The organism is Chryseobacterium sp. Tr-659 (assembly GCF_011752975.1).
Classification (GTDB): domain Bacteria; phylum Bacteroidota; class Bacteroidia; order Flavobacteriales; family Weeksellaceae; genus Chryseobacterium.
In genome coordinates this window covers 257,468-276,581 of record NZ_VWWP01000007.1, presented here as the reverse complement: position 1 = coordinate 276,581, position 19,114 = coordinate 257,468, and the positions used below count along the sequence as shown (strand labels likewise).

The 19,114-nt window shown below is 36.1% G+C and carries 20 protein-coding genes; 9 read left to right on the top strand and 11 right to left on the bottom strand.

Going from position 1 to position 19,114, the window contains the following annotated elements; genetic code table 11:
- Positions 1–2: 2 nt before the first annotated feature.
- Positions 3–1,310, bottom strand: coding sequence for a DEAD/DEAH box helicase (locus F3J23_RS16165; protein ID WP_167031295.1), 1,308 nt, complete (start codon positions 1,308–1,310; stop codon positions 3–5).
- Between the two features lie 496 nt (positions 1,311–1,806).
- On the opposite strand from F3J23_RS16165, the gene F3J23_RS16160 reads away from it, so the two are divergent.
- A complete protein-coding gene (locus tag F3J23_RS16160) occupies positions 1,807–2,049 on the top strand; it encodes a hypothetical protein (RefSeq protein ID WP_167031292.1) in 243 nt (80 codons plus the stop codon).
- A gap of 197 nt (positions 2,050–2,246) precedes the next feature.
- On the opposite strand, the gene F3J23_RS16155 is transcribed toward F3J23_RS16160, so the two are convergent.
- The 4 genes from F3J23_RS16155 to F3J23_RS16140 form a co-directional block, all read right to left on the bottom strand.
- Positions 2,247–2,735 (bottom strand): DUF6438 domain-containing protein, encoded by a 489-nt coding sequence (locus F3J23_RS16155; protein WP_167031289.1) that lies wholly within the window; start codon positions 2,733–2,735, stop codon positions 2,247–2,249.
- Positions 2,736–2,878: 143 nt separating this feature from the next.
- Positions 2,879–3,862 carry a GTPase ObgE gene (gene obgE / locus F3J23_RS16150; protein WP_167031286.1) on the bottom strand — a complete coding sequence of 328 codons (984 nt, stop codon included), beginning with the start codon at positions 3,860–3,862 and terminating at the stop codon, positions 2,879–2,881.
- Positions 3,863–3,926: 64 nt separating this feature from the next.
- Complete coding sequence (locus F3J23_RS16145; protein ID WP_167031283.1) at positions 3,927–4,505, bottom strand: adenylate kinase; 579 nt, start codon at positions 4,503–4,505, stop codon at positions 3,927–3,929.
- Between the two features lie 118 nt (positions 4,506–4,623).
- Positions 4,624–5,178, bottom strand: coding sequence for a phosphoribosyltransferase (locus tag F3J23_RS16140; RefSeq protein ID WP_167031280.1), 555 nt, complete (start codon positions 5,176–5,178; stop codon positions 4,624–4,626).
- A gap of 419 nt (positions 5,179–5,597) precedes the next feature.
- On the opposite strand from F3J23_RS16140, the gene F3J23_RS16135 reads away from it, so the two are divergent.
- A complete protein-coding gene (locus F3J23_RS16135) occupies positions 5,598–7,187 on the top strand; it encodes an ABC-F family ATP-binding cassette domain-containing protein (RefSeq protein WP_167031277.1) in 1,590 nt (529 codons plus the stop codon).
- Between the two features lie 143 nt (positions 7,188–7,330).
- Here F3J23_RS16135 and F3J23_RS16130 read toward each other — a convergent pair whose 3' ends face one another.
- The 6 genes from F3J23_RS16130 to F3J23_RS16105 all read right to left on the bottom strand — a co-directional run bounded on the left by F3J23_RS16130 (position 7,331) and on the right by F3J23_RS16105 (position 11,352).
- Entirely contained in the window at positions 7,331–7,849 is a 519-nt protein-coding gene (locus F3J23_RS16130; protein ID WP_167031274.1) for a HEAT repeat domain-containing protein, read from the bottom strand.
- Between the two features lie 5 nt (positions 7,850–7,854).
- A complete protein-coding gene (locus F3J23_RS16125) occupies positions 7,855–8,124 on the bottom strand; it encodes a zinc ribbon domain-containing protein (RefSeq protein WP_167031271.1) in 270 nt (89 codons plus the stop codon).
- Between the two features lie 307 nt (positions 8,125–8,431).
- Positions 8,432–9,112 (bottom strand): helix-turn-helix transcriptional regulator, encoded by a 681-nt coding sequence (locus F3J23_RS16120; RefSeq protein WP_167031268.1) that lies wholly within the window; start codon positions 9,110–9,112, stop codon positions 8,432–8,434.
- A gap of 118 nt (positions 9,113–9,230) precedes the next feature.
- On the bottom strand, positions 9,231–9,776 hold the full coding sequence (locus tag F3J23_RS16115) for an AAA family ATPase (protein WP_167031265.1): 546 nt from the start codon (positions 9,774–9,776) through the stop codon (positions 9,231–9,233).
- A gap of 49 nt (positions 9,777–9,825) precedes the next feature.
- Entirely contained in the window at positions 9,826–10,752 is a 927-nt protein-coding gene (locus F3J23_RS16110; RefSeq protein ID WP_167031262.1) for an alpha/beta fold hydrolase, read from the bottom strand.
- A gap of 9 nt (positions 10,753–10,761) precedes the next feature.
- Positions 10,762–11,352, bottom strand: a complete 591-nt coding sequence (locus F3J23_RS16105; RefSeq protein WP_167031259.1) for a hypothetical protein — start codon at positions 11,350–11,352, stop codon at positions 10,762–10,764.
- A 179-nt stretch (positions 11,353–11,531) separates the two neighbouring features.
- Between F3J23_RS16105 and F3J23_RS16100 the strand changes: the two genes are divergently transcribed.
- The 7 genes from F3J23_RS16100 to lepB all read left to right on the top strand — a co-directional run bounded on the left by F3J23_RS16100 (position 11,532) and on the right by lepB (position 19,101).
- Positions 11,532–12,818 (top strand): adenylosuccinate synthase, encoded by a 1,287-nt coding sequence (locus F3J23_RS16100; RefSeq protein ID WP_167031256.1) that lies wholly within the window; start codon positions 11,532–11,534, stop codon positions 12,816–12,818.
- A gap of 350 nt (positions 12,819–13,168) precedes the next feature.
- Positions 13,169–14,017, top strand: coding sequence for an energy transducer TonB (locus tag F3J23_RS16095; protein WP_167031252.1), 849 nt, complete (start codon positions 13,169–13,171; stop codon positions 14,015–14,017).
- Positions 14,018–14,181: 164 nt separating this feature from the next.
- On the top strand, positions 14,182–14,955 hold the full coding sequence (locus tag F3J23_RS16090) for a ParA family protein (RefSeq protein ID WP_047099017.1): 774 nt from the start codon (positions 14,182–14,184) through the stop codon (positions 14,953–14,955).
- Between the two features lie 70 nt (positions 14,956–15,025).
- Positions 15,026–15,916, top strand: coding sequence for a ParB/RepB/Spo0J family partition protein (locus F3J23_RS16085; protein ID WP_167031249.1), 891 nt, complete (start codon positions 15,026–15,028; stop codon positions 15,914–15,916).
- On the top strand, positions 15,916–16,554 hold the full coding sequence (locus F3J23_RS16080) for a DUF5683 domain-containing protein (protein WP_167031246.1): 639 nt from the start codon (positions 15,916–15,918) through the stop codon (positions 16,552–16,554). The genes F3J23_RS16085 and F3J23_RS16080 overlap by 1 nt, the downstream gene beginning before the upstream one ends.
- Before the next feature lie 63 nt (positions 16,555–16,617).
- Positions 16,618–17,319, top strand: a complete 702-nt coding sequence (gene dapB, locus F3J23_RS16075) for a 4-hydroxy-tetrahydrodipicolinate reductase (protein WP_167031243.1) — start codon at positions 16,618–16,620, stop codon at positions 17,317–17,319.
- A 135-nt stretch (positions 17,320–17,454) separates the two neighbouring features.
- The gene (gene lepB, locus F3J23_RS16070; RefSeq protein ID WP_167031240.1) at positions 17,455–19,101 is read left to right on the top strand and encodes a signal peptidase I; all 1,647 of its coding nucleotides are present in this window, start codon (positions 17,455–17,457) and stop codon (positions 19,099–19,101) included.
- Positions 19,102–19,114 lie beyond the last annotated feature (13 nt).

Here is a 19,114-nt window from a genome sequence, read left to right as displayed (position 1 = left end):
TTTTATTTCTTTCTTGTGAAATTTTTGTTCTTAGGTTTCTTAAATCCTACCGAAGCGCCTGCAGCAGGCTTTTTACGGTTGTTATTCGATCTTGAATTATTACCGTTGCTCGCTGTTTTAGGTTTTCCACCACCTGCAGCTACAGGTTTGTTATTAGAATCCCTTTTTTGGGCAACAAGATCATCCGTATGGAACGGGTGGTCTTTGATTATCGGAATTTTCTTCCCGATCAGTTTTTCCGTGTTCTTTAAGTTCAAAAGATCAAGCCCGTCTACAAAAGAGATAGAAGTTCCTTCCGCTCCGGCTCTTCCCGTTCTTCCGATTCTGTGTACATAAGTTTCAGAAACATCAGAAAGTTCAAAGTTGATAACGAATTTCAATTCATCAATATCAATCCCTCTTGCAGCAATATCAGTAGCGACAAGAACTCTTGTTTTTCCGGATTTAAAATTGTTCAAAGCATTTTGTCTAGCATTCTGAGATTTATTCCCATGAATAGCTTCTGCAGAAATTTCATCTTTCTGAAGTTTTCTTGCAATTTTATCAGCTCCGTGCTTTGTTCTTGCAAAAACCAGCACCGAATCTGAAATATCATTTTGCAGAATATGAGATAACAAATTCAGCTTGTTTTCTTTTTCTACAAAATAAACGGATTGCTTAATGGTATCGGCCGTAGAAGAAACGGGTGTCACTTCTACCTTTACAGGATTGTTCAGGATAGAATTAGCCAGTTTTTGAATCTCTCCCGGCATTGTTGCTGAGAAGAATAAGGTCTGTCTTCTTTGTGGTAAAAGTTTAATGATCCTTTTAACATCATGTACAAAACCCATATCAAGCATTCTGTCTGCTTCGTCAAGAACAAAGATTTCCAGGTTTTTTAAACTGATAATCCCCTGAGCAATGAAGTCAAGTAGTCTTCCTGGTGTTGCGACAAGAATGTCTACCCCTTTTTTCAGTGCAGCTTCCTGGTTACCCTGTTTTACTCCTCCGAAAATAACAAGTTGTTTTAGAGGAAGATATTTACCATAGGCATTAATGTTTTCTTCAATCTGAATCGCAAGTTCTCTGGTTGGAGTCAGGATTAATGCTTTTATATGTTTATTGGGGATTTTATTTTTAGATAAATTCTGTAGAATGGGGATAGAAAAAGCAGCTGTTTTTCCTGTTCCGGTCTGGGCACAGCCTAAAAAGTCTCTGCCTTCTAATATATCAGGAATAGATCTTTCCTGAATAGGAGTCGGAGTCGTGTATCCCTGCTCCTGGATTGCTTTTGCAATAGGTTCTATTAAGTTTAAGTCTGTAAAATTCAAATGAATTATTTTAAAATTTAAATAAAAATTCCTTCAGTCTGAAAGAATTACATTCTGCAAAGGTAGTTTAAAAAAAATTAAGATATGATGGGCTGAAGATTCTCTGATTCCCGTACCCTTTTTAAATAATAATATTGATGCTTTCCATTATTTAATTTTTTCGAAAATTATGTAATGCAATATATTATTTTGCCGGATTAGGATAAGGATACATCACTCTCAACTATTTGTAAAATCTTTTATTCATAGTAATTCTTTCATTTATATGATCTTATTTAACGCATTAATAAATATTAATGCCAATTGCCCCAATGTATTTTCGTCATACCTTTCGGAAAAAATTATTCTCTTTTTAAAAACACAGTTTAATTTAAAAATATAAATATTAGAAATGATGAAAAAAAAACTATTAAGATTATGTTTTATTTTTGCTTTTGCATTAACATTAAACTCATGTTCGAGGGATGAAGATTTGAATGAGTCTTCAAATAAAACTATGAGTATTAAAGAAATTTCTAAAAGGATGGTGCTGGCAAAGCTGAACAGTCTCAATAAGAAAACAATGCTGAAAGATGTTCCTAAGGAATATACAGACGTAGCAGTAAAAAGACTTAATAATCTAAAACAGGAATTGTTGAGTTCACCCAAAGAAAATTATACCGAAGACGAACTTTTGTTAATCATAGATAAAGCATCTGAAACGGATCATGATAAGATCAGATTGGAGATGAACCAATAATGAAAATAATCTTTCCTATGATACCAATACCGGATTTGTAACTGGAGAAGATAATTTAGTTACTTGGTATAATATGGAATGTTTATCCAATGAGCCATGTCAGTCATGGTATTCTAAAAAGGGTTTTGTTATTGAACATTACCCTTTTTGTATTTTTAGTCTACGGTATTTTAGAAATGTTTAGAAGTATATAAATTCTATTTCACCTTCGTCCATTGCTGATTCTTTCTAAGGTTTTCAAAGAACTGATATACCTCAGAAAGTTTTTCACTTCCTCGTTTTCCGTAATCTTCCACATTTTTTGAAGTGCCGTCAGCAAATTTGATTCTTAAATAAGAGGTCGGAAGATCACTAATATTGTGTTCTCCATATTTATCATTCAGATTTTTGATGTCCAATCTATCCATTAAAACGATAAGTTTGTTGTAATCCTCTTCTTTGAGGGTTCCTTTGAATGTCCCTTCGCGTGGTTTTGAAAATTCATCTTTTGAAGGTTTGTCATTAAAATTAAAATGTTCTGCTTCAAATACTGCTGTTCTGTCCGGATTAATGGTCATTTTAAAAACAGGGCAGAACCCAAAACAAGGAGTGGCTTCATATTCAATTTTAGAATATTTTGAATTTGATTTCTGTGGTGCGCAGGAAAACAATAATATAAATGCACAAAGGCCTAGTAGATATTTCATAGCTTATATTTGGGTAAATCTTTCAATAATTGTTCCAATATAAAGGACTGAAACAGCTAACGATTGTAAATATAAAAAAAGAGAAGCGTTGTTGCTTCTCTTTTTTATATCTTTAATCTGATCTCGAATTTTAAACCGGTTTCTTATCCATGCAATTGTTTCCAGATCGCATCTTTCAGCTCCATAAGACCTTCTCCGGTAACACCCGAGAAGAATAAGGGCTGTTTGTTTTCCGGAAATTCTGCTGCGATCTCTTTTTTCAGTTCATCATCCAGAAGGTCGGATTTTGAAATGGAAATAATAAAGTCTTTATCCAGAAGTTCAGGATTGTATTCCTTTAATTCATTTTCCAGAATTTTAAACTCCTGGAAGTGATCTTCAGAATCTGCCGGAATTAAAAATAAAAGAATAGAGTTTCTCTCAATATGTCTCAGGAATCTGTGTCCCAGGCCTTTTCCTTCAGCTGCTCCTTCAATAATCCCCGGAATATCAGCCATTACAAAAGATTTGTAATTTCTGTAATCTACAATCCCAAGGTTAGGAGTTAGTGTAGTAAAAGCATAGTTTGCAATTTTTGGCTTTGCTGCAGAAACAGAAGCTAAAAGTGTAGATTTTCCGGCATTGGGAAACCCAACTAATCCTACATCGGCCAAAATTTTAAGTTCGAAAACAACATAGCCTTCCTGGCCATCCATACCAGGTTGGGCATATCTTGGAGTCTGATTGGTAGAAGATTTGAAATGTTCGTTTCCTTTTCCTCCTTTTCCACCTTCCATCAAAACGATTTCCTGTTTGTCTTCAAGGATTTCACCGATAATTTCTCCTTCTTCATTTTTAGCGATAGTCCCGATAGGAACATCAATATAAATATCAGAACCGTCAGCACCGGTAAGTTGGTTTTTTGCTCCATTTTCACCACGCTCAGCTTTTATATGGCGGGTGTATCGAAGCGGAAGTAAAGTCCATTCATTTGCATTTCCTCTCATAATGACGTGACCTCCGCGACCTCCGTCGCCACCGTCAGGACCACCTTTAGGAATATACTTCTCACGGCGAAGGTGGGCAGAACCAGCACCTCCGTGTCCGCTTTTACAATGGATCTTTACGTAATCTACAAAGTTAGACATATAGTATTTGTTACGAGTTGCGAGCTACGGGACGAAAATATAAATCCCGTATCCCGAATCTCGATTATTTAATTTTCTCTACCTCAGCGAAAAGCTTTTGGGAAATCTCATCAATTTCTCCAACACCGTTTACCTCTACATATTTCCCCTGTTGCTTATAAAGCTCGGCTACTTCTGCTGTTTTAGTATAATATTCTTTAATTCTGTTTTCGATGATCTCTACATTGCTGTCGTCTGATCTTCCGCTGGTTTCACCTCTTTTCAAAAGTCTTTCAACCAAAATTTTATCCTCTACCACCAAAGCAAGACAGATATCAATCTTGTCATTCAGCTCTTCTTTCACGATTTTCTCCAATGCCTCTGTCTGAGCAGTAGTTCTTGGATATCCGTCAAAAATAAAACCGTTGGTATCGGTTGGTTTTCTGATCTCGTCAATCAGCATATCTGTTGTTACCTGATCCGGAACCAATTCTCCCTTATCGATGTAAGACTTAGCCAGTTTTCCAAGTTCAGTGTCGTTTTTCATGTTATATCTGAAAAGATCACCCGTTGAAACCTGTTTTAAATTGAATTTTTCGATTAGATTCTGAGCTTGTGTTCCTTTTCCACTTCCTGGAGGGCCGAACAGAACAATGTTTATCATAATGTTGATTCGCTTTTGGCAAATGGCATTTTGCTTTCAGCTTTTTTTAGTTATTATTAAATTTATTTCTTTATTTTACTTTTTAAGCTAAAAGCTATCAGCTAATAGCCAACAGCGTTTAATGGTTGATTTGTCCGTCTTCCAACTGGTATAAATTAGGCAGGTTTCTTCCCAATTCATCATAATCCAGTCCATATCCAAGAACAAACTTGTTTGGAATTTCCTTTCCGATATAATCCAGCTTGAAATCTTTCTTGTAAATCTCAGGCTTCAGTAAGAAACTTGCCAGTTTTACAGATTTAGGACGTTGGGTTTCCTTAAAGTATTTGAAAAGACTTTCCACGGTGTTTCCTGTATCAACAATATCTTCTACAAGGATAATATGACGGTCTTTCACATCTTTGGTAAGTTCCATTTTCTGATAAACGATTCCCGTAGATTCAGTTCCTACATAAGAACTCATTTGAATGAAGGCAATTTCGCATTCACCCGGGTAATATTTTAAAAGATCGGAGAAGAACATGATTACTCCATTTAAAACGCCAATGAAAACAGGAACTTCATCCTTGTAATCTTCATAAATTCTTAACGCTGTCTCTTTTACAATTTCCTGAATTTCGGCATCCTCCAGATAAGGAACGAAATTTTTGTCGTGAACTCTAATGCTTTCCATAAAATTTTTAGTAGGAGGCAAAGTTACGGATTTTTGATTAAAATACTTTCCTGTTTTTATCAGTTTGAAAGTTTGATGATTGCAAAAAGTGGGAATTTTATTGGAAAGTGAAGTCTGTTTAAATCAGAATAAGTTTATTTTTTTAACGATTTAAGAAGCCATAGCTTTAAAAAAGTGAAATTTATGAATCATAAGAAAATTCCGGTGTTTGAAATACTGATAAAAAAATACCATCCATCCATCATCAACCAGAACGCACTGAGGTTTTTTGATCTTAACATTAAGATATTCTGAAAATAACTATCTTTGTTCTTTCAAAACCTAAACATCCAGACATGTAGGATATAATTTCTTTCGATTTGACATCATAATAATTACCAAATTTTTTTTGGTATTTAACTACTATTAAGAAAGAAATCATGATTTTACTGCAAAATATATCCTTTGGGTTTCCGGGAGGAGATCTACTATTGAATCATATCAATTTAACAATACAATCACACACCAAATCAGCATTGGTGGGAAATAATGGTATGGGAAAATCTACCCTGCTGAGAATGATAGGAGGCGAAATACAGCCTTTACACGGAAATATTAATATTCATGGTAATATGTTTTATGTTCCGCAGATATTCGGAAACTTTAATCATCAAACCATTGCAGAATGTCTGAAAATAGACCAGAAACTGTATGCCCTGCAAAGAATTACAGAAGGAGACATAGATGAAGTCTATTTTGAAACATTAAATGACGACTGGGATATTGAAGAACGTTGTCAGAGTGCCTTGCAATATTGGAAACTGGATAATTTTGAATTAACGCAGAGGCTTGAAGATTTAAGCGGAGGACAGAAGACTAAAGTTTTTCTGGCGGGAATTCAAATCTGCCAGCCTGATATCATTATTCTGGATGAACCCACCAACCATCTTGATAGTGAAGGAAGAAAATTACTGTATGAACTTATTGGTAAAACAGATGCAACCATTGTTATTGTAAGTCATGATCGCACTTTACTCAATCTTGTGGATACGATATTTGAATTAAGCAACCAGGGAATTTCCACTTATGGAGGGAATTATGATTTCTATGCAGAACAAAAAGAAATAGAGGAAGAGGCCTTACATAATGATATTCATGCTAAAGAAAGAGCATTGAAAAAGGCAAAAGCAAAAGAACGTGAAACAATGGAACGTAAACAGAAACTGGATGCAAAAGGAAAGCAGAAGCAGGAAAAATCGGGGGTTGCCAGAATTATGATGAATACGCTCCGGAATAATGCTGAAAAAAATACTTCAAAGCTGAAAAGCGTACATGCAGAAAAGATCAGCGGGATTTCCGGAGATTTAAGAGACTTACGTTCATCCCTGAAAAATTCCGATCAGATGAAGGTTAATTTCAATGATTCCGGTCTGCATTCAGGAAAAATTCTAATCACTGCAGAGGATGTTAATTTCAGTTATGGAAAGGGAAATTTGTGGTCGGAAAATCTGAATATTGAAATCCGAAGCGGAGAAAGAATTTCTGTTAAAGGCTCAAACGGTTCCGGAAAAACTACATTAATCAAACTTCTTCAAGGGAATATAGAACCCTCAGAAGGAACGATCAACGCATCCGGATTCAACAGCATTTATATTGACCAGGAATATTCTCTGATCAAAAATGACTTGACAATTGATGAATTTGTTCAGACCTTTAATGACAGTGCTTTACCGGAATCTGAAGTGAAAACACTATTGTCCAGATTTTTGTTTAATAAAGAGAGCTGGGATAAAAAATGTGCGGTTCTGAGTGGAGGAGAACGGTTACGATTGTTGTTATGCGGACTTTCCATCAGTAATAAAGCTCCCGATATGATCATTCTTGATGAACCCACCAATAATCTTGATCTTCAAAATGTGGGAATTCTTACTCATTCCATTAAGGATTATCATGGAACACTTCTGGTGATTTCTCATGATGAAGTTTTTCTGGAAGAAATTGGAATTGACAGAGAAGTAATGCTGAACTGATGGTTGTATTTCTCACTGATGCCATCGATTGCGCAGAGGTGTATGTATAAAGACCTATTCAATAGGGACGGGCTTTAGCCGAAACTTATAAAAGAAAATCCCGGATAAATGTTATCCGGGATTGTTCTTTTCATAAAAAAAGATTATTTCTTTGTTTTCTTAATTGCATCAAGATAGATTTTCTTAATACTGTTTTTCTCTTCCTTCTCACTAATATTTTCAAGAGCCGAAAGTAGAGTGGTGTTATGATTTGTTTTCAATTTTAAAATTTCTCCCAATGCAAATGCCGCACTCCAGCGTACCACGGTTCCTTCATGTTCTGTATTGTGGATGAGATTGGTGATAGCATCATCTAATTTTTCGGGAAATAAATGAGCTGTATTGCCAATAACTTTAGCACTTTCCCATTTTATTCTTGGCGCTTTTTCGGTAAGGGTGTTGATAACAAATGAGAATACGGTTTCATCTGCAATCTCGGGATTTTGTTTAGTAGCATATTCCAGGGCTTCTATACAAGTGGCTTTTACCGGATCTTTTGATTTTTCAGCGAAAGCGATCAGTTCATCGGCAGGTAAAGAAGCCTCAATGACCCATTTGCTGATGATGTCCACTTTTTCTTTTGATTTTACAGCCTTGTCTTTTATAAGTTCTTCTATTGTCATGGGAATTAATTTTGATTTTTCCAGCGTTCTAATTTAGGAATTCCTTTTGAAAATAAGCCGGCCAGAAAACCTGGAAATCCCATATCTTTCATTTTGTGTTTTACAAACTCCTGCATTTCTTTTGCGGTAATATCCGGTTGCTTGAATTGTCCTTTTTCATAACAGTAGCTGCAATATTGATTACTAATTGTTCCGTCTGTATTAGTTCCGCCTCCGTTGGGCGATTTTTTCAGAGGCATTCCGCAGCTCTGACAGTTTTTGTACACTTTTTCCATGTTTCTTATTACATTTTGGAGCAAAGGTAAATGAGGGCACTGTCAACCTTATGTCAGTCTGTTTTTTTTAATAGAAAAGTTTTGAAGTAGGAAGCAGGAAGAGGGAAGTTACAGATGTCGGAAGGTGAGTTGATGGATCTTCCATTTTCAAGAAAGAGAAGCTCCTATCCTTGAGAAAATGATAAAAAGGATGCTTGGATAGATTGATAACCTGTTATTCGATTTTAGAGATAGTCATGAGGATGGTCTTCGAAAACCCTCTGTTTAGAATAAGCTTCCAGCCTCCAGCTCCCTTCTTCCCGCTTAACTATCTCAAAGAATTAATATACTCCTCAAGAGTAAAATGTACCTCTTTTTTGAATAACTGAGCGGTATTCTTCAAGTCCTGAATTTGTAAAACTTTAAAATCCCGATATTCATTTCTCTTCCAGCACCAGGCGATCAGATGCCACTGATTGGTGTAAAAGCTCATGCCAATAGGTTCAATTTCCCTCTCACTTCCTTCATTCTGGTTGTTGAGGTAATTGATCTTCAATATTTGTTTGTCAACGATAGCGTTCTGTATAATAGTAAGATAGTCTTTACTGTGATCTGTTTCCGGAGAAACATAGATTCCAATCTTCTCCTGAAGGAGATCTGCTTTCTCTTTTTCACTATGTCGTAATACCGATTTTATTTTATCAATTGCATTAGAAACATTTTTCTGAATGGTCTTATCCGTATAACGTTCCGAAAGCCTGGAAATCATGATCAGGGCATTGGCTTCATCTCTGGTCAACAAAATCGGGGGAAGAAAAAATCCCTGTAAAACAGTATACCCTTTTTGTTGTTCATAATCAATAGGAACACCAATTTCTCCTAAAGCTTTAATATCTCTATACACCGTTCTGATGCTAATTTCATACTTTTCAGCAATATAATCGGCAGTTACAAACTTTTTGGATTGTAAAGTGGTGAGTACAGAAATAAGCCTGTCGATCCTGTTCATTCTTTAAGACATAAGGCTCAAATTTATAAAAATAATGAATAGATATAAAATTGGATAGATGGCTAAGTTCAGAGCCGTAATGGAAAGCGGGATAATCTAAAATATATTATTCCGGATTTTATTTTGTCTGTTTGATTGTATTCAGGATAATTTCAATTTTCTGGTTGAGCTCACTCTCCCCGGATAGTTCAATGAAGGGAGCATTTATGTGGGAAATCCATTGACGGTGGGCATTTAAAGTTCTGTTGGCAATACCTGTATCATAATCATAGTCCTTTGCCCACTCCATAAACTCCTCAAACTTTTTTGCCCTTTCCTTATTGATGATGATCATGTCTCCATATCTTTCGTATTCCCTTTTTCTCAGCCTTTCCAACCTTATTTCCGGAGGCAGATAAATAAAAACAATAAGATCAAACGGCGGGAAGATATTCTCTCCCCAATGGATAATGGAACCTCCGAAAATCCAGCTGCAGGTATGGTGAAGAATATCAGAAGCTTTTTTATTTCTGATTTCAGGATCCTGCTTTTCAGTAAAAGGAATTTCTGTTTTAAGCCAGAAAAAATCATCACTGTCAAAGTATTCAATATTGAGTTGTTCAGATAATGCTTTTCCTAGTGTAGTCACTCCGGAACCGGATGCCCCGAAAATATGAATTCTCATAATCTTTACATTTATATATCCGCGAAATCTGTATGATCTGCGAGAGCTCTTAATATTCTAAGATCCAATTATAGATTCCCTTCAATACCTCTTCCCGTATTTCTTCGTTCAAGATCTCGTGACGCATGTCCCTATAAATACTGAAGCTCACATCATTGAATCCATCAGCTTTTAAGTTATTTATTGTTTTCATAACTCCTTTTCCAAAATCCCCGATCGGATCATTCTGTCCGCTCACAAACAGAAAAGGAAATGATTTGGGAATGGATGCAGCCCAGTTTCTTGCTGTAGCTTTTTTATAGATCGTAAATAAAGTATAAAATGCATTATGGGTAAACGGAATTCCACAAAGTTCATCCTTTTCAAATGCTTTTCGGTTTTCAGGATTGATACTTAGCCAGCTGGTATCACTAAAATCTTTATCTTTCTTAAAATGTTTGTTATTTACGCTGGTGAAAACGGAATTCAGAAAAGTCCGGTGATAGGGTGCAATGGCAGTTGCTAAAGATAAATATCCTCTTAACAGATCAATTCCGGGCAAAGGTCCTCCTGTTCCTGTAATAACAGCTCCCGAAAATTTACCGCTTGCTCTCTGAAGAAGGCAGCGTGTTACAAAAGATCCCATAGAATGCCCAAGAATAAAATGCGGAACATCAGGATATTGCTCTGCAAGATGATCAGCCATCATTTCAGCATCGGCAACAAGCCTTTCATTCGGTTTGTCGAGTTGAAAGAAACCTATCTCTTTTTTATCTTTCACAGATTTTCCATGTCCCAGATGATCATAGGTCAATACCGCAATTCCATGATTGGCAAAATATTCAGCAATCTCAGCATATCTGCCGCTGTGTTCCTGCATGCCGTGAACTATAAGCAGTGTGGCTTTTGCCGTTTCCGGAGAGAACAGGGTGTAGAAGAGCTTAGATTTACTGTTGATGTTTGAGGTTAAATAGTCTGATTTTTTGGATAAGATCATAACGAGTTATTATTTTATTTCAATATCAGGAAGTTTATAATTTCCAACCATTTCAATTAATTTAGAAGTATTAGCTTTTAAATTATTAAAAAAAGAATCCATATTTTCAGGATACCCTCTTTCGCTAATTGCAAAAAGAAGAACACCTTTACTTTGGTTCTTATTAATAAGTTTATAACGGTAAATATTTCTTTCCGCCATTAATATTTCTTCGCCGTCTTTTGAATTTTTACTGATAAGAAAATCTAAAATGTATTCTCCATTTTTTTCAAGAATCTGATAATTAACAACCGGATTCACCTTTTTCATTTCCTGAAGCTCTGCCACTTTTTGATCAACAATTTCTTTAAGGCTGAAATCACCTTTTACAAAGTCAATTAAAACCATACTGTTGTATTTATTGATATCTTCCTTTGAACTCAAATATTCTTGTTTGAAATAATTTTCATTAGGATGAGAACTCCAAACAAGATTATATTCTTTCTGATTCAAATGTATTGGGCCTGGTATATTTAAATAATCATTGATCTTATTTTTATTTTGAGCTTTTAAAAATGATAGAGGAAGAATAAGAAATAGAATCAGAGTTTTAAATTTCATTTTAAATGTTTTTATGGTAAAAATAGGTTATTTTAGCAAGGTATGAAAGTAAAGACGGAGTAAATAGAGTGGCATTCAACCTCATGATTTTACCCCGACCCAAAATAAATATCCTCTAGAATTTGGTCGTCATTTTTTTTAAAAGTAATTTTGCACGAATCTAAAAACAAAAGTAAAATATGTCAACTTATGTAGTTGTAGGTCTTCAGTACGGAGATGAAGGCAAAGGAAAAATAACGGATGTTTTATCAGCAAAATCAGACTATGTAGTGCGTTTCCAGGGTGGAGACAACGCTGGTCACACGGTTTATGTAGGAGATGAAAAATTCGTTCTACACCTTCTTCCTTCAGGAGTTCTTCAATGCAAAGGGAAATGTATCATTGCGAACGGAGTAGTGGTAAACCCTAAGTCTTTTATTAAAGAAGTTGGTCAGATCGAGAGCAAAGGCTTGAGAACAGATCATATCTTTATCAGCAGAAGAGCGCATGTTATCATGCCTTACCACATCCTTTTGGATACTTACCGTGAAGAGGAACACGGAGGAACTCAGATCGGAACTACCAAAAAAGGAATCGGACCTTGTTATGAAGATAAAATAGCAAGAGTAGGGATCAGAATGGTAGATCTTTTAAACCCTGAAATTTTAAGAGATAAAATTGAGAAGAACTTAAAAGTTAAAAATTCTCTTTTTGAAAAATATTACGGAAAGCCAACATTAGACGTTGAAGAAATCTACAACGAATATTTAGAAATCGGAAAACAGCTTCAGGACAGAATCGTTGATACTGAATTAGAGCTGAATGAAGCAATCAGAGACGGTAAAAACGTTTTATTTGAGGGAGCACAGGCGTTAATGCTTGATATCGACTTCGGAACGTATCCATATGTAACTTCATCTTCTCCATCTACAGGAGGAGTTTGTTCAGGAGCAGGGGTTCCGCCAACTTCACTTCAGAACTTAATTGGTGTAGCAAAAGCTTACTGTACAAGAGTTGGAAACGGACCTTTCCCTTCTGAATTAGATAATGAACTAGGAGAAAGCATCAGACAAATCGGTGGTGAATTCGGCGCTACAACAGGCAGACCGAGAAGAACAGGATGGTTAGATCTTGTGTCTTTGAAGCATGCTTGTATGATTAATGGGATCAATAATCTGGTTATTACAAAATTAGATGTTCTTACAGGCATTGAAAACCTGAAAGTTGTTACGCATTATAAAACTGAAGATGGGAAAATCATCGATTATTTCACTTCTTCAACAGAAAAATTATACAATTACGAACCAATCTACCAGGATTTACCAGGTTGGAGTGAAGATATTACAAAAGCAAGAAGCTACGATGAACTTCCTGACAATGCTCAGAAATACATCGAGTTTATCGAGAAATATTTAGGAATTAACGTATACTTGGTTTCTGTAGGTCCTGAAAGAAGTCAGAACATTATCAGAAAAGAGTTATTCTAATATTCTTAGAACATAAACAAACAAAGAGACTGTCCAATGACAGTCTCTTTGTTTATTTATTAACCCTGCTAACCCTGTCAAGGTTCTAAACCTTGACAGGGTTAACTAATGAGCTGTTGCTCTGTTGTTTTTGTTTTCCTGCATTTATTTATTCTCATAAGAAATATACCTGTTTTTGTGTATGAACTTTTTATTTAAAAATGTTAAAGTTTAAACATTTTCATAAAATTTTCTAATATTATGTTGTTTTGATAAAATTATGGCAGATGTTTTGATATTGAAACAATGCTTATCGATAAGAACTAACAAACTAATAATCGCTTTTTAACAGTTTAAATTAAGTAATAGTGATGAAACAACAGAATCAAAACCAGGAATTTCGTTTTAACGAAGTTCTCTTTGAGCACCGCAACAAAGAATATGGTGCTTATGTATTAAGAAACGAATCAGATAGAATATTAACTAAAGCACTTTTTATAGGAGCTAGTTTAATGGCGGCAGTATCCATTACACCATTTGTGATTTCTGCATTTAAAACTACGGAAGTTACAACAGGTGGGGGATATGTACTTCCGCCACCAGTGTTGATTCCGGATGATCCGGTTAAACCTCCGGTGAAAATTACTCCGGTACAGCCTGTGAATCCTCCCAATACCAAAACATTTGACAGTACAGTGCCTACCCCGTCAAGTACAGCTCAGGATAATGTAAAAAAAGATCCTGTTCCTGATGATGCAGTAGCAGGGTTTACAAATAACTTTAAAGGAGATCCGGTGGTACCAAATACACCGCATGCACCAACTATATCAGTAGGAACAGGCCCTGTTATTACTACACCTCCTCCGGTAATTTCTGATCCTGTAGATAAAAATAAAATCGCAGAATCTGGAGAACTTGGAGTAGAAGCTAGTTTTGTAGGAGGAATAGATTCTTTCAGAAATAAAGTAATGAACAACTTCGACGGTTCAGGATTTGAATCCGAAGATGTAGTGAAAACTACCGTAACATTTATTGTAGAGATGGATGGAACAATTTCAGGGGTAAAAGCTAACGGAACCAACGCCGATTTTAATAATGAGGCAATGAGAACAATTAAAACAATCTCCAATAAAGGAAAATGGATTCCTGCCAAAAACAAAAAAGGAGAATTCGTAAGAAGTTATTTCAAATTTCCAATCTCTATGAAGTTTGATAATTAATCCTTAAAAACAAATTTCAAATAGTTATCCACAAAGAATTTTTTTTGTGGATAATTTTTTTTATCGTTAAAGTACTTATTAACAATATTTTAACTCAATTTTGAATTTCACTGTTCACTTACTGCAAAGAAAAAAGTGTATTTTTGAAACTTAAAGTTCTAATAATGGCAAAAATCATAGGTATTGCTAATCAAAAAGGAGGTGTTGGTAAAACGACCACCGCTGTAAACCTGGCAGCAGCATTAGGGGTATTGGAGAAAAGAATATTAATTATTGACGCTGATCCTCAGGCGAATGCTACGTCTGGTCTGGGAGTGGAAGATGTTCAGTATTCTACATATAATCTACTGGAGCATAGTGCAGATACAAGACTTTGTATCAAAAGAACTGCAACTCCAAACCTGGATATTATTCCTTCACATATCGACCTTGTAGCCGCGGAAATCGAATTGGTAGACAAGGAAGATCGTGAATACATGCTGAAAAAAGCATTAGCCAGTGTAAGAGATGATTATGATTATATCATCATCGATTGTGCACCGAGTTTAGGGCTTATTACAGTAAACGCCCTTACGGCAGCAGATTCTGTGATCATTCCGATCCAGTGTGAATATTTTGCATTAGAAGGACTTGGAAAACTTCTGAATACCGTTAAGAACGTTCAGAAAATTCATAATAAAGACCTTGGAATAGAAGGGCTTCTTCTTACAATGTATGACAGCAGATTAAGACTGTCTAATCAGGTGGTAGAAGAAGTGAACTTACACTTCCCTGAAATGGTTTTTGAAACCATCATCAGCAGAAACGTAAGATTAAGTGAAGCACCAAGTTTCGGAGAAAGTATCCTGAATTATGATGCTGAAAGTAAAGGAGCTGTCCAGTATATTCAGCTGGCAGAAGAAGTTCTTTTGAAGAACGAAAATTTAGTAAAGAATTAAATTAATAATAAATGGCCATTAAGTGAATGCCAGTCATCACTTATCAAAACATCATTTATCAATTATATCTATGAAGGACAAAAAAAGAGCTATGGGACGCGGTTTAGGTGCCATTTTAAGTGCAGAATCCAAAGCAACTATCAATTCGGCTACTGATGAAGGGGCAGATAAGTTTGTGGGAAATATTGTAGAAGTTGCACTTGAAGATATTTATCCAAACCCGACGCAGCCGAGAACTTATTTTGATGAAAAAGCATTAAACGAACTTGCACAGTCGATCAAAAACCTGGGGGTAATTCAGCCGATTACTTTAAGAAAAGACGGTGAGAAATTCGAGATCATTTCCGGGGAAAGACGTTACAGAGCATCAAAAATTGCAGGTTTAACAACTATTCCTGCTTATATCCGTTTGGTAAATGATCAGGAACTTCTTGAGATGGCTCTTGTGGAAAACATCCAGAGAGAAGATCTTGACGCTATTGAAATTGCCCTGACCTATCACAGACTTTTAGAAGAGATCGGGCTTACTCAGGAAAATCTGAGCCAGAGAATCGGAAAAGATAGAAGTACCATTACCAACTCAATCAGATTATTGAGATTGAACCCCGATATCCAGAACGCAATCAGAAGCGGTGAAATTTCTGCAGGGCATGGTAGAGCAATCATCAGTCTTGAAACAGAAGAAGATCAGCAGACTTTATTTGAACTGATCATTAAAGAAAAATTAAATGTTCGTCAGGCAGAGCAGGCAGCTGCAGCACTGAAGAATCCAAAGTCTCCGGCAGCAAAAAAAGTGAATGCCGAACTTTCCAATAACTATAAAAGAGCCCAGAAAACACTTGCAGATATCTTAGACGTAAAAGTTGAGATCAAAGCTTCTGGAAACGGTAAAAAAGGTAAAATTGTTCTGGACTTCAAAAATGAAGAAGAGCTGGAATATATTTTATCTCATATTAAATAATGAAGAAAATATTTTTCACATTTTTCTTGTGTATTGCCACACTGGCTTACTCACAAGTAAACCCTATCGATACTGTTCGGATGCAGACTCCTCCGAAACAGGAACCCCGTGCGGTAAAACCGAGTAAAACCGAGGCAAAGATTATTGAAGACCTTGAAAAAGCCAACGGACCAACAGTAAAAACCATAAAACTGAATCCTACAAGAGCGGGACTTTATTCAGCAGTACTGCCGGGATTAGGACAGTTCTACAATAAAAAATACTGGAAAATTCCCATTGTTTGGGGAGCGGTAGGAGCCGGAGTCGGTATTGCTGTCTGGAATGATAATCAGTACAAAAAATATCGAGAGTACTACGTTGCGAAGCTGAACGGAACACCTAATGAGTTTGTCGATACCCATCCGTGGCTAGATAAAAAAGCCTTAGGGAACGCGCAGGACAGAGCAAAAAGGCAAAGAGACTATGCAATCGCCATTACAGGTTTGATCTATATTCTGAATATTGTAGATGCCGTAGTAGATGCACACCTTTATGAAAGCCGCCATGATCCGGATCTGAGCTTTAAACCATCGGTAATCCAGGATCAGTACGGATACAGTGCTCCAAAAACAGGGTTTAGTTTAAGTTACAGATTTTAACAGACAAGATAACTGCACAAAGATTTAAGGATTATATGCAGTGTAAAAAATAAAAAAGATTATATGAAAATAGCATTAGTTGGTTACGGTAAAATGGGTAAGATCATTGATGAGATCGCACAGAAGAGAGGTCATGAAGTAGTTGCCCGTCTGAAGGAAACCCCAACAGCTGAAAATCTTAATAATCCGGATGTTGTGATTGAATTTTCCCTGCCGGAAGTTGCATTTGAAAATATTAAAGCTTGTCTTGAAAATAAAATTCCTGTAATCTGCGGAACAACAGGCTGGCTGGATCAGAAAACTGAAATAGAAAGACTGGCTGTTGAAAATAATACCGCATTCCTGTACGGTTCCAACTTTAGTTTAGGAGTAAATTTATTCTTTGCATTAAACGAAAAGCTTGCTGACCTGATGAAGAATGTTGATGAATATTCTTGTCAGTTAGAAGAAATTCACCACATCCATAAAAAAGATGCTCCAAGTGGAACGGCGATTTCCATCGCAGAAGGAATCATCCAAAACAATCCGAAATTCGATGCCTGGAAGCTGGAAGAAACAGAAGGAAAGCAGTTAGGAATTTTTGCAGTACGTGAAGATGAGGTTCCCGGAACTCACAGTGTGTATTATCGAAGTGAAGTGGATGAAATCGAGATCAAGCATACCGCTTTCAACAGAAACGGTTTTGCATTGGGAGCAGTAGTTGCTGCCGAATGGATCAAAGATAAAAAAGGAAACTTCGGAATGAAAGACGTTTTGGGGCTTTAATTTGTAACAAATTCTGTAAATTGCAGACAAATAAACAGAAAATGATGAATAGTGAATTGTAATTAGCGGACTGCTGTTATCATTTATTACTCATCATTTTATCATTTATATCATAAGAATAGGCACAAAAAATTTATGAATTATTTTTTAACGTATACAGTGTATGTCCTCATTTTATCCATATTGATGGGGATTTCAACATGGAAGCTGTTCAAGAAAATGGGATATAGTCCTTTATTTGCTTTTATACCTTTCTATAACTATTTCATTATCCTGAAAGAAACCAAACATCCGAAATGGTGGGCCATCCTGTCTTATCTTCCGATTGTTGGGCCTATCATGATGTCTGTTTTCCATCTTTATCTAGTAAAGAAGTTCGGAAAGACACTTTTCAAAGATCAGATTCTTACCGTAATCCTGCCGTTTATTTATATGGCTGTGATCAACTATTCTAAAGATGTTGAGTTAGAAGATGAAAATGCAAACGATCTGTTCCTGACAGACGAAGAAAAAAATGACAAAAAGAAAGATACATTCTTTGGGTCTATTACCTTTGCGGTAGTTTTTGCAACCATCATTCACGTTTTTGTTACGCAGCCGTTCGGAATTCCTACAGGATCTATGGAGAGAACATTGTTGGTAGGAGACTTCCTTTTTGTAAATAAATGGAGCTATGGGTATAGAATGCCAATGCGCCCGGTAGCAATACCATTCCTTCAGGGAACTATTATGGATACAGGGCAGAAAGGAAACCCTAAAGATGATCCGAAATCTTACGTAGATGCTGTAAAATTGCCTTATACAAGAATTTTACAATTCAATAAACCTCAGAAAAATGATGTGGTAGTTTTCAACTACCCTCAGGATTCTGTACATACTGCAATCGATAGAAAAGATCCTTACGTAAAAAGATGTGTTGCCACAGCAGGGGATACTTTTGAAATGAGAGCCGGAAGACTTTTTGTTAACGGAAAACCGGAAACCGTTCTGGGAGATCAGGAAGTACAGCACAGATATATCGTAACTACGGGAAGCCAGTTGGATATTCCTTCATTATACAATACTTACGGGTTTTTACCAGTTCAGGAAGTACAGACGGAAAAAGGATACCTTTATGCTTTTCAGGGATTAACCGATAAGACGGCAAAAGAAATTAAAGGGCTTTCTCAGGTAATCGATATGAGAGAAGAGATTTCGCCAAAAGGAGAAGCCGCAGTATATTACAGAGACGAAGCCAAAACAAAAATTGATACTACACAATCTATTTTCCCAATCAACAAGCCTTGGAACCAGGATTGGTACGGGCCAGTGAGAATTCCTAAAAAAGGAGATGTGGTAGCCATCAATAAGGAAACATTACCAATGTACCAGTGGATCATTTCCGAGTATGAGCACAACAACCTTGAGAAAAAGAATGGAAAGATCTTCATTAACGGTAAAGAAGCTAATCAGTACACTATTCAGCAGGATTATTATATGATGATCGGGGACAACAGAGACGCATCATTAGATGCCAGATTCTTTGGTTTCGTTCCGGAAGAAAATATAGTTGGAAAGCCGATGTTTACATGGATGAGTCTTCAAGGAGCTTTCTCAGACAGCAGCTCTACTTATCAGGCACCTTTCAAGATCCGTTGGGACAGAATGTTTAAAGCAACCAATACAGGAGAAGCCAACAAAACTTCATACTGGTGGATTGCGGCAATGATACTGATTCTGTTCTTCGGGTGGGAATATTTCGTTAAATTATTCAGAAAGAAAAAAACTGAAGACGAATTATAAATAAAATAAAATT

Coding starts and splice junctions, on each gene's coding strand:
- F3J23_RS16105 (WP_167031259.1), bottom strand. CDS start 11,352: ATGAAATTTAAAACTCTGATTCTATTTCTTATTCTTCCTCTATCATTT.
- F3J23_RS16160 (WP_167031292.1), top strand. CDS start 1,807: ATGAGTATTAAAGAAATTTCTAAAAGGATGGTGCTGGCAAAGCTGAAC.
- F3J23_RS16100 (WP_167031256.1), top strand. CDS start 11,532: ATGTCAACTTATGTAGTTGTAGGTCTTCAGTACGGAGATGAAGGCAAA.
- F3J23_RS16120 (WP_167031268.1), bottom strand. CDS start 9,112: ATGAACAGGATCGACAGGCTTATTTCTGTACTCACCACTTTACAATCC.
- F3J23_RS16145 (WP_167031283.1), bottom strand. CDS start 4,505: ATGATAAACATTGTTCTGTTCGGCCCTCCAGGAAGTGGAAAAGGAACA.
- F3J23_RS16080 (WP_167031246.1), top strand. CDS start 15,916: ATGAAGAAAATATTTTTCACATTTTTCTTGTGTATTGCCACACTGGCT.
- F3J23_RS16130 (WP_167031274.1), bottom strand. CDS start 7,849: ATGACAATAGAAGAACTTATAAAAGACAAGGCTGTAAAATCAAAAGAA.
- F3J23_RS16095 (WP_167031252.1), top strand. CDS start 13,169: ATGAAACAACAGAATCAAAACCAGGAATTTCGTTTTAACGAAGTTCTC.
- F3J23_RS16140 (WP_167031280.1), bottom strand. CDS start 5,178: ATGGAAAGCATTAGAGTTCACGACAAAAATTTCGTTCCTTATCTGGAG.
- dapB (WP_167031243.1), top strand. CDS start 16,618: ATGAAAATAGCATTAGTTGGTTACGGTAAAATGGGTAAGATCATTGAT.
- F3J23_RS16115 (WP_167031265.1), bottom strand. CDS start 9,776: ATGAGAATTCATATTTTCGGGGCATCCGGTTCCGGAGTGACTACACTA.
- F3J23_RS16085 (WP_167031249.1), top strand. CDS start 15,026: ATGAAGGACAAAAAAAGAGCTATGGGACGCGGTTTAGGTGCCATTTTA.
- F3J23_RS16090 (WP_047099017.1), top strand. CDS start 14,182: ATGGCAAAAATCATAGGTATTGCTAATCAAAAAGGAGGTGTTGGTAAA.
- lepB (WP_167031240.1), top strand. CDS start 17,455: ATGAATTATTTTTTAACGTATACAGTGTATGTCCTCATTTTATCCATA.
- obgE (WP_167031286.1), bottom strand. CDS start 3,862: ATGTCTAACTTTGTAGATTACGTAAAGATCCATTGTAAAAGCGGACAC.
- F3J23_RS16125 (WP_167031271.1), bottom strand. CDS start 8,124: ATGGAAAAAGTGTACAAAAACTGTCAGAGCTGCGGAATGCCTCTGAAA.
- F3J23_RS16110 (WP_167031262.1), bottom strand. CDS start 10,752: ATGATCTTATCCAAAAAATCAGACTATTTAACCTCAAACATCAACAGT.
- F3J23_RS16155 (WP_167031289.1), bottom strand. CDS start 2,735: ATGAAATATCTACTAGGCCTTTGTGCATTTATATTATTGTTTTCCTGC.
- F3J23_RS16135 (WP_167031277.1), top strand. CDS start 5,598: ATGATTTTACTGCAAAATATATCCTTTGGGTTTCCGGGAGGAGATCTA.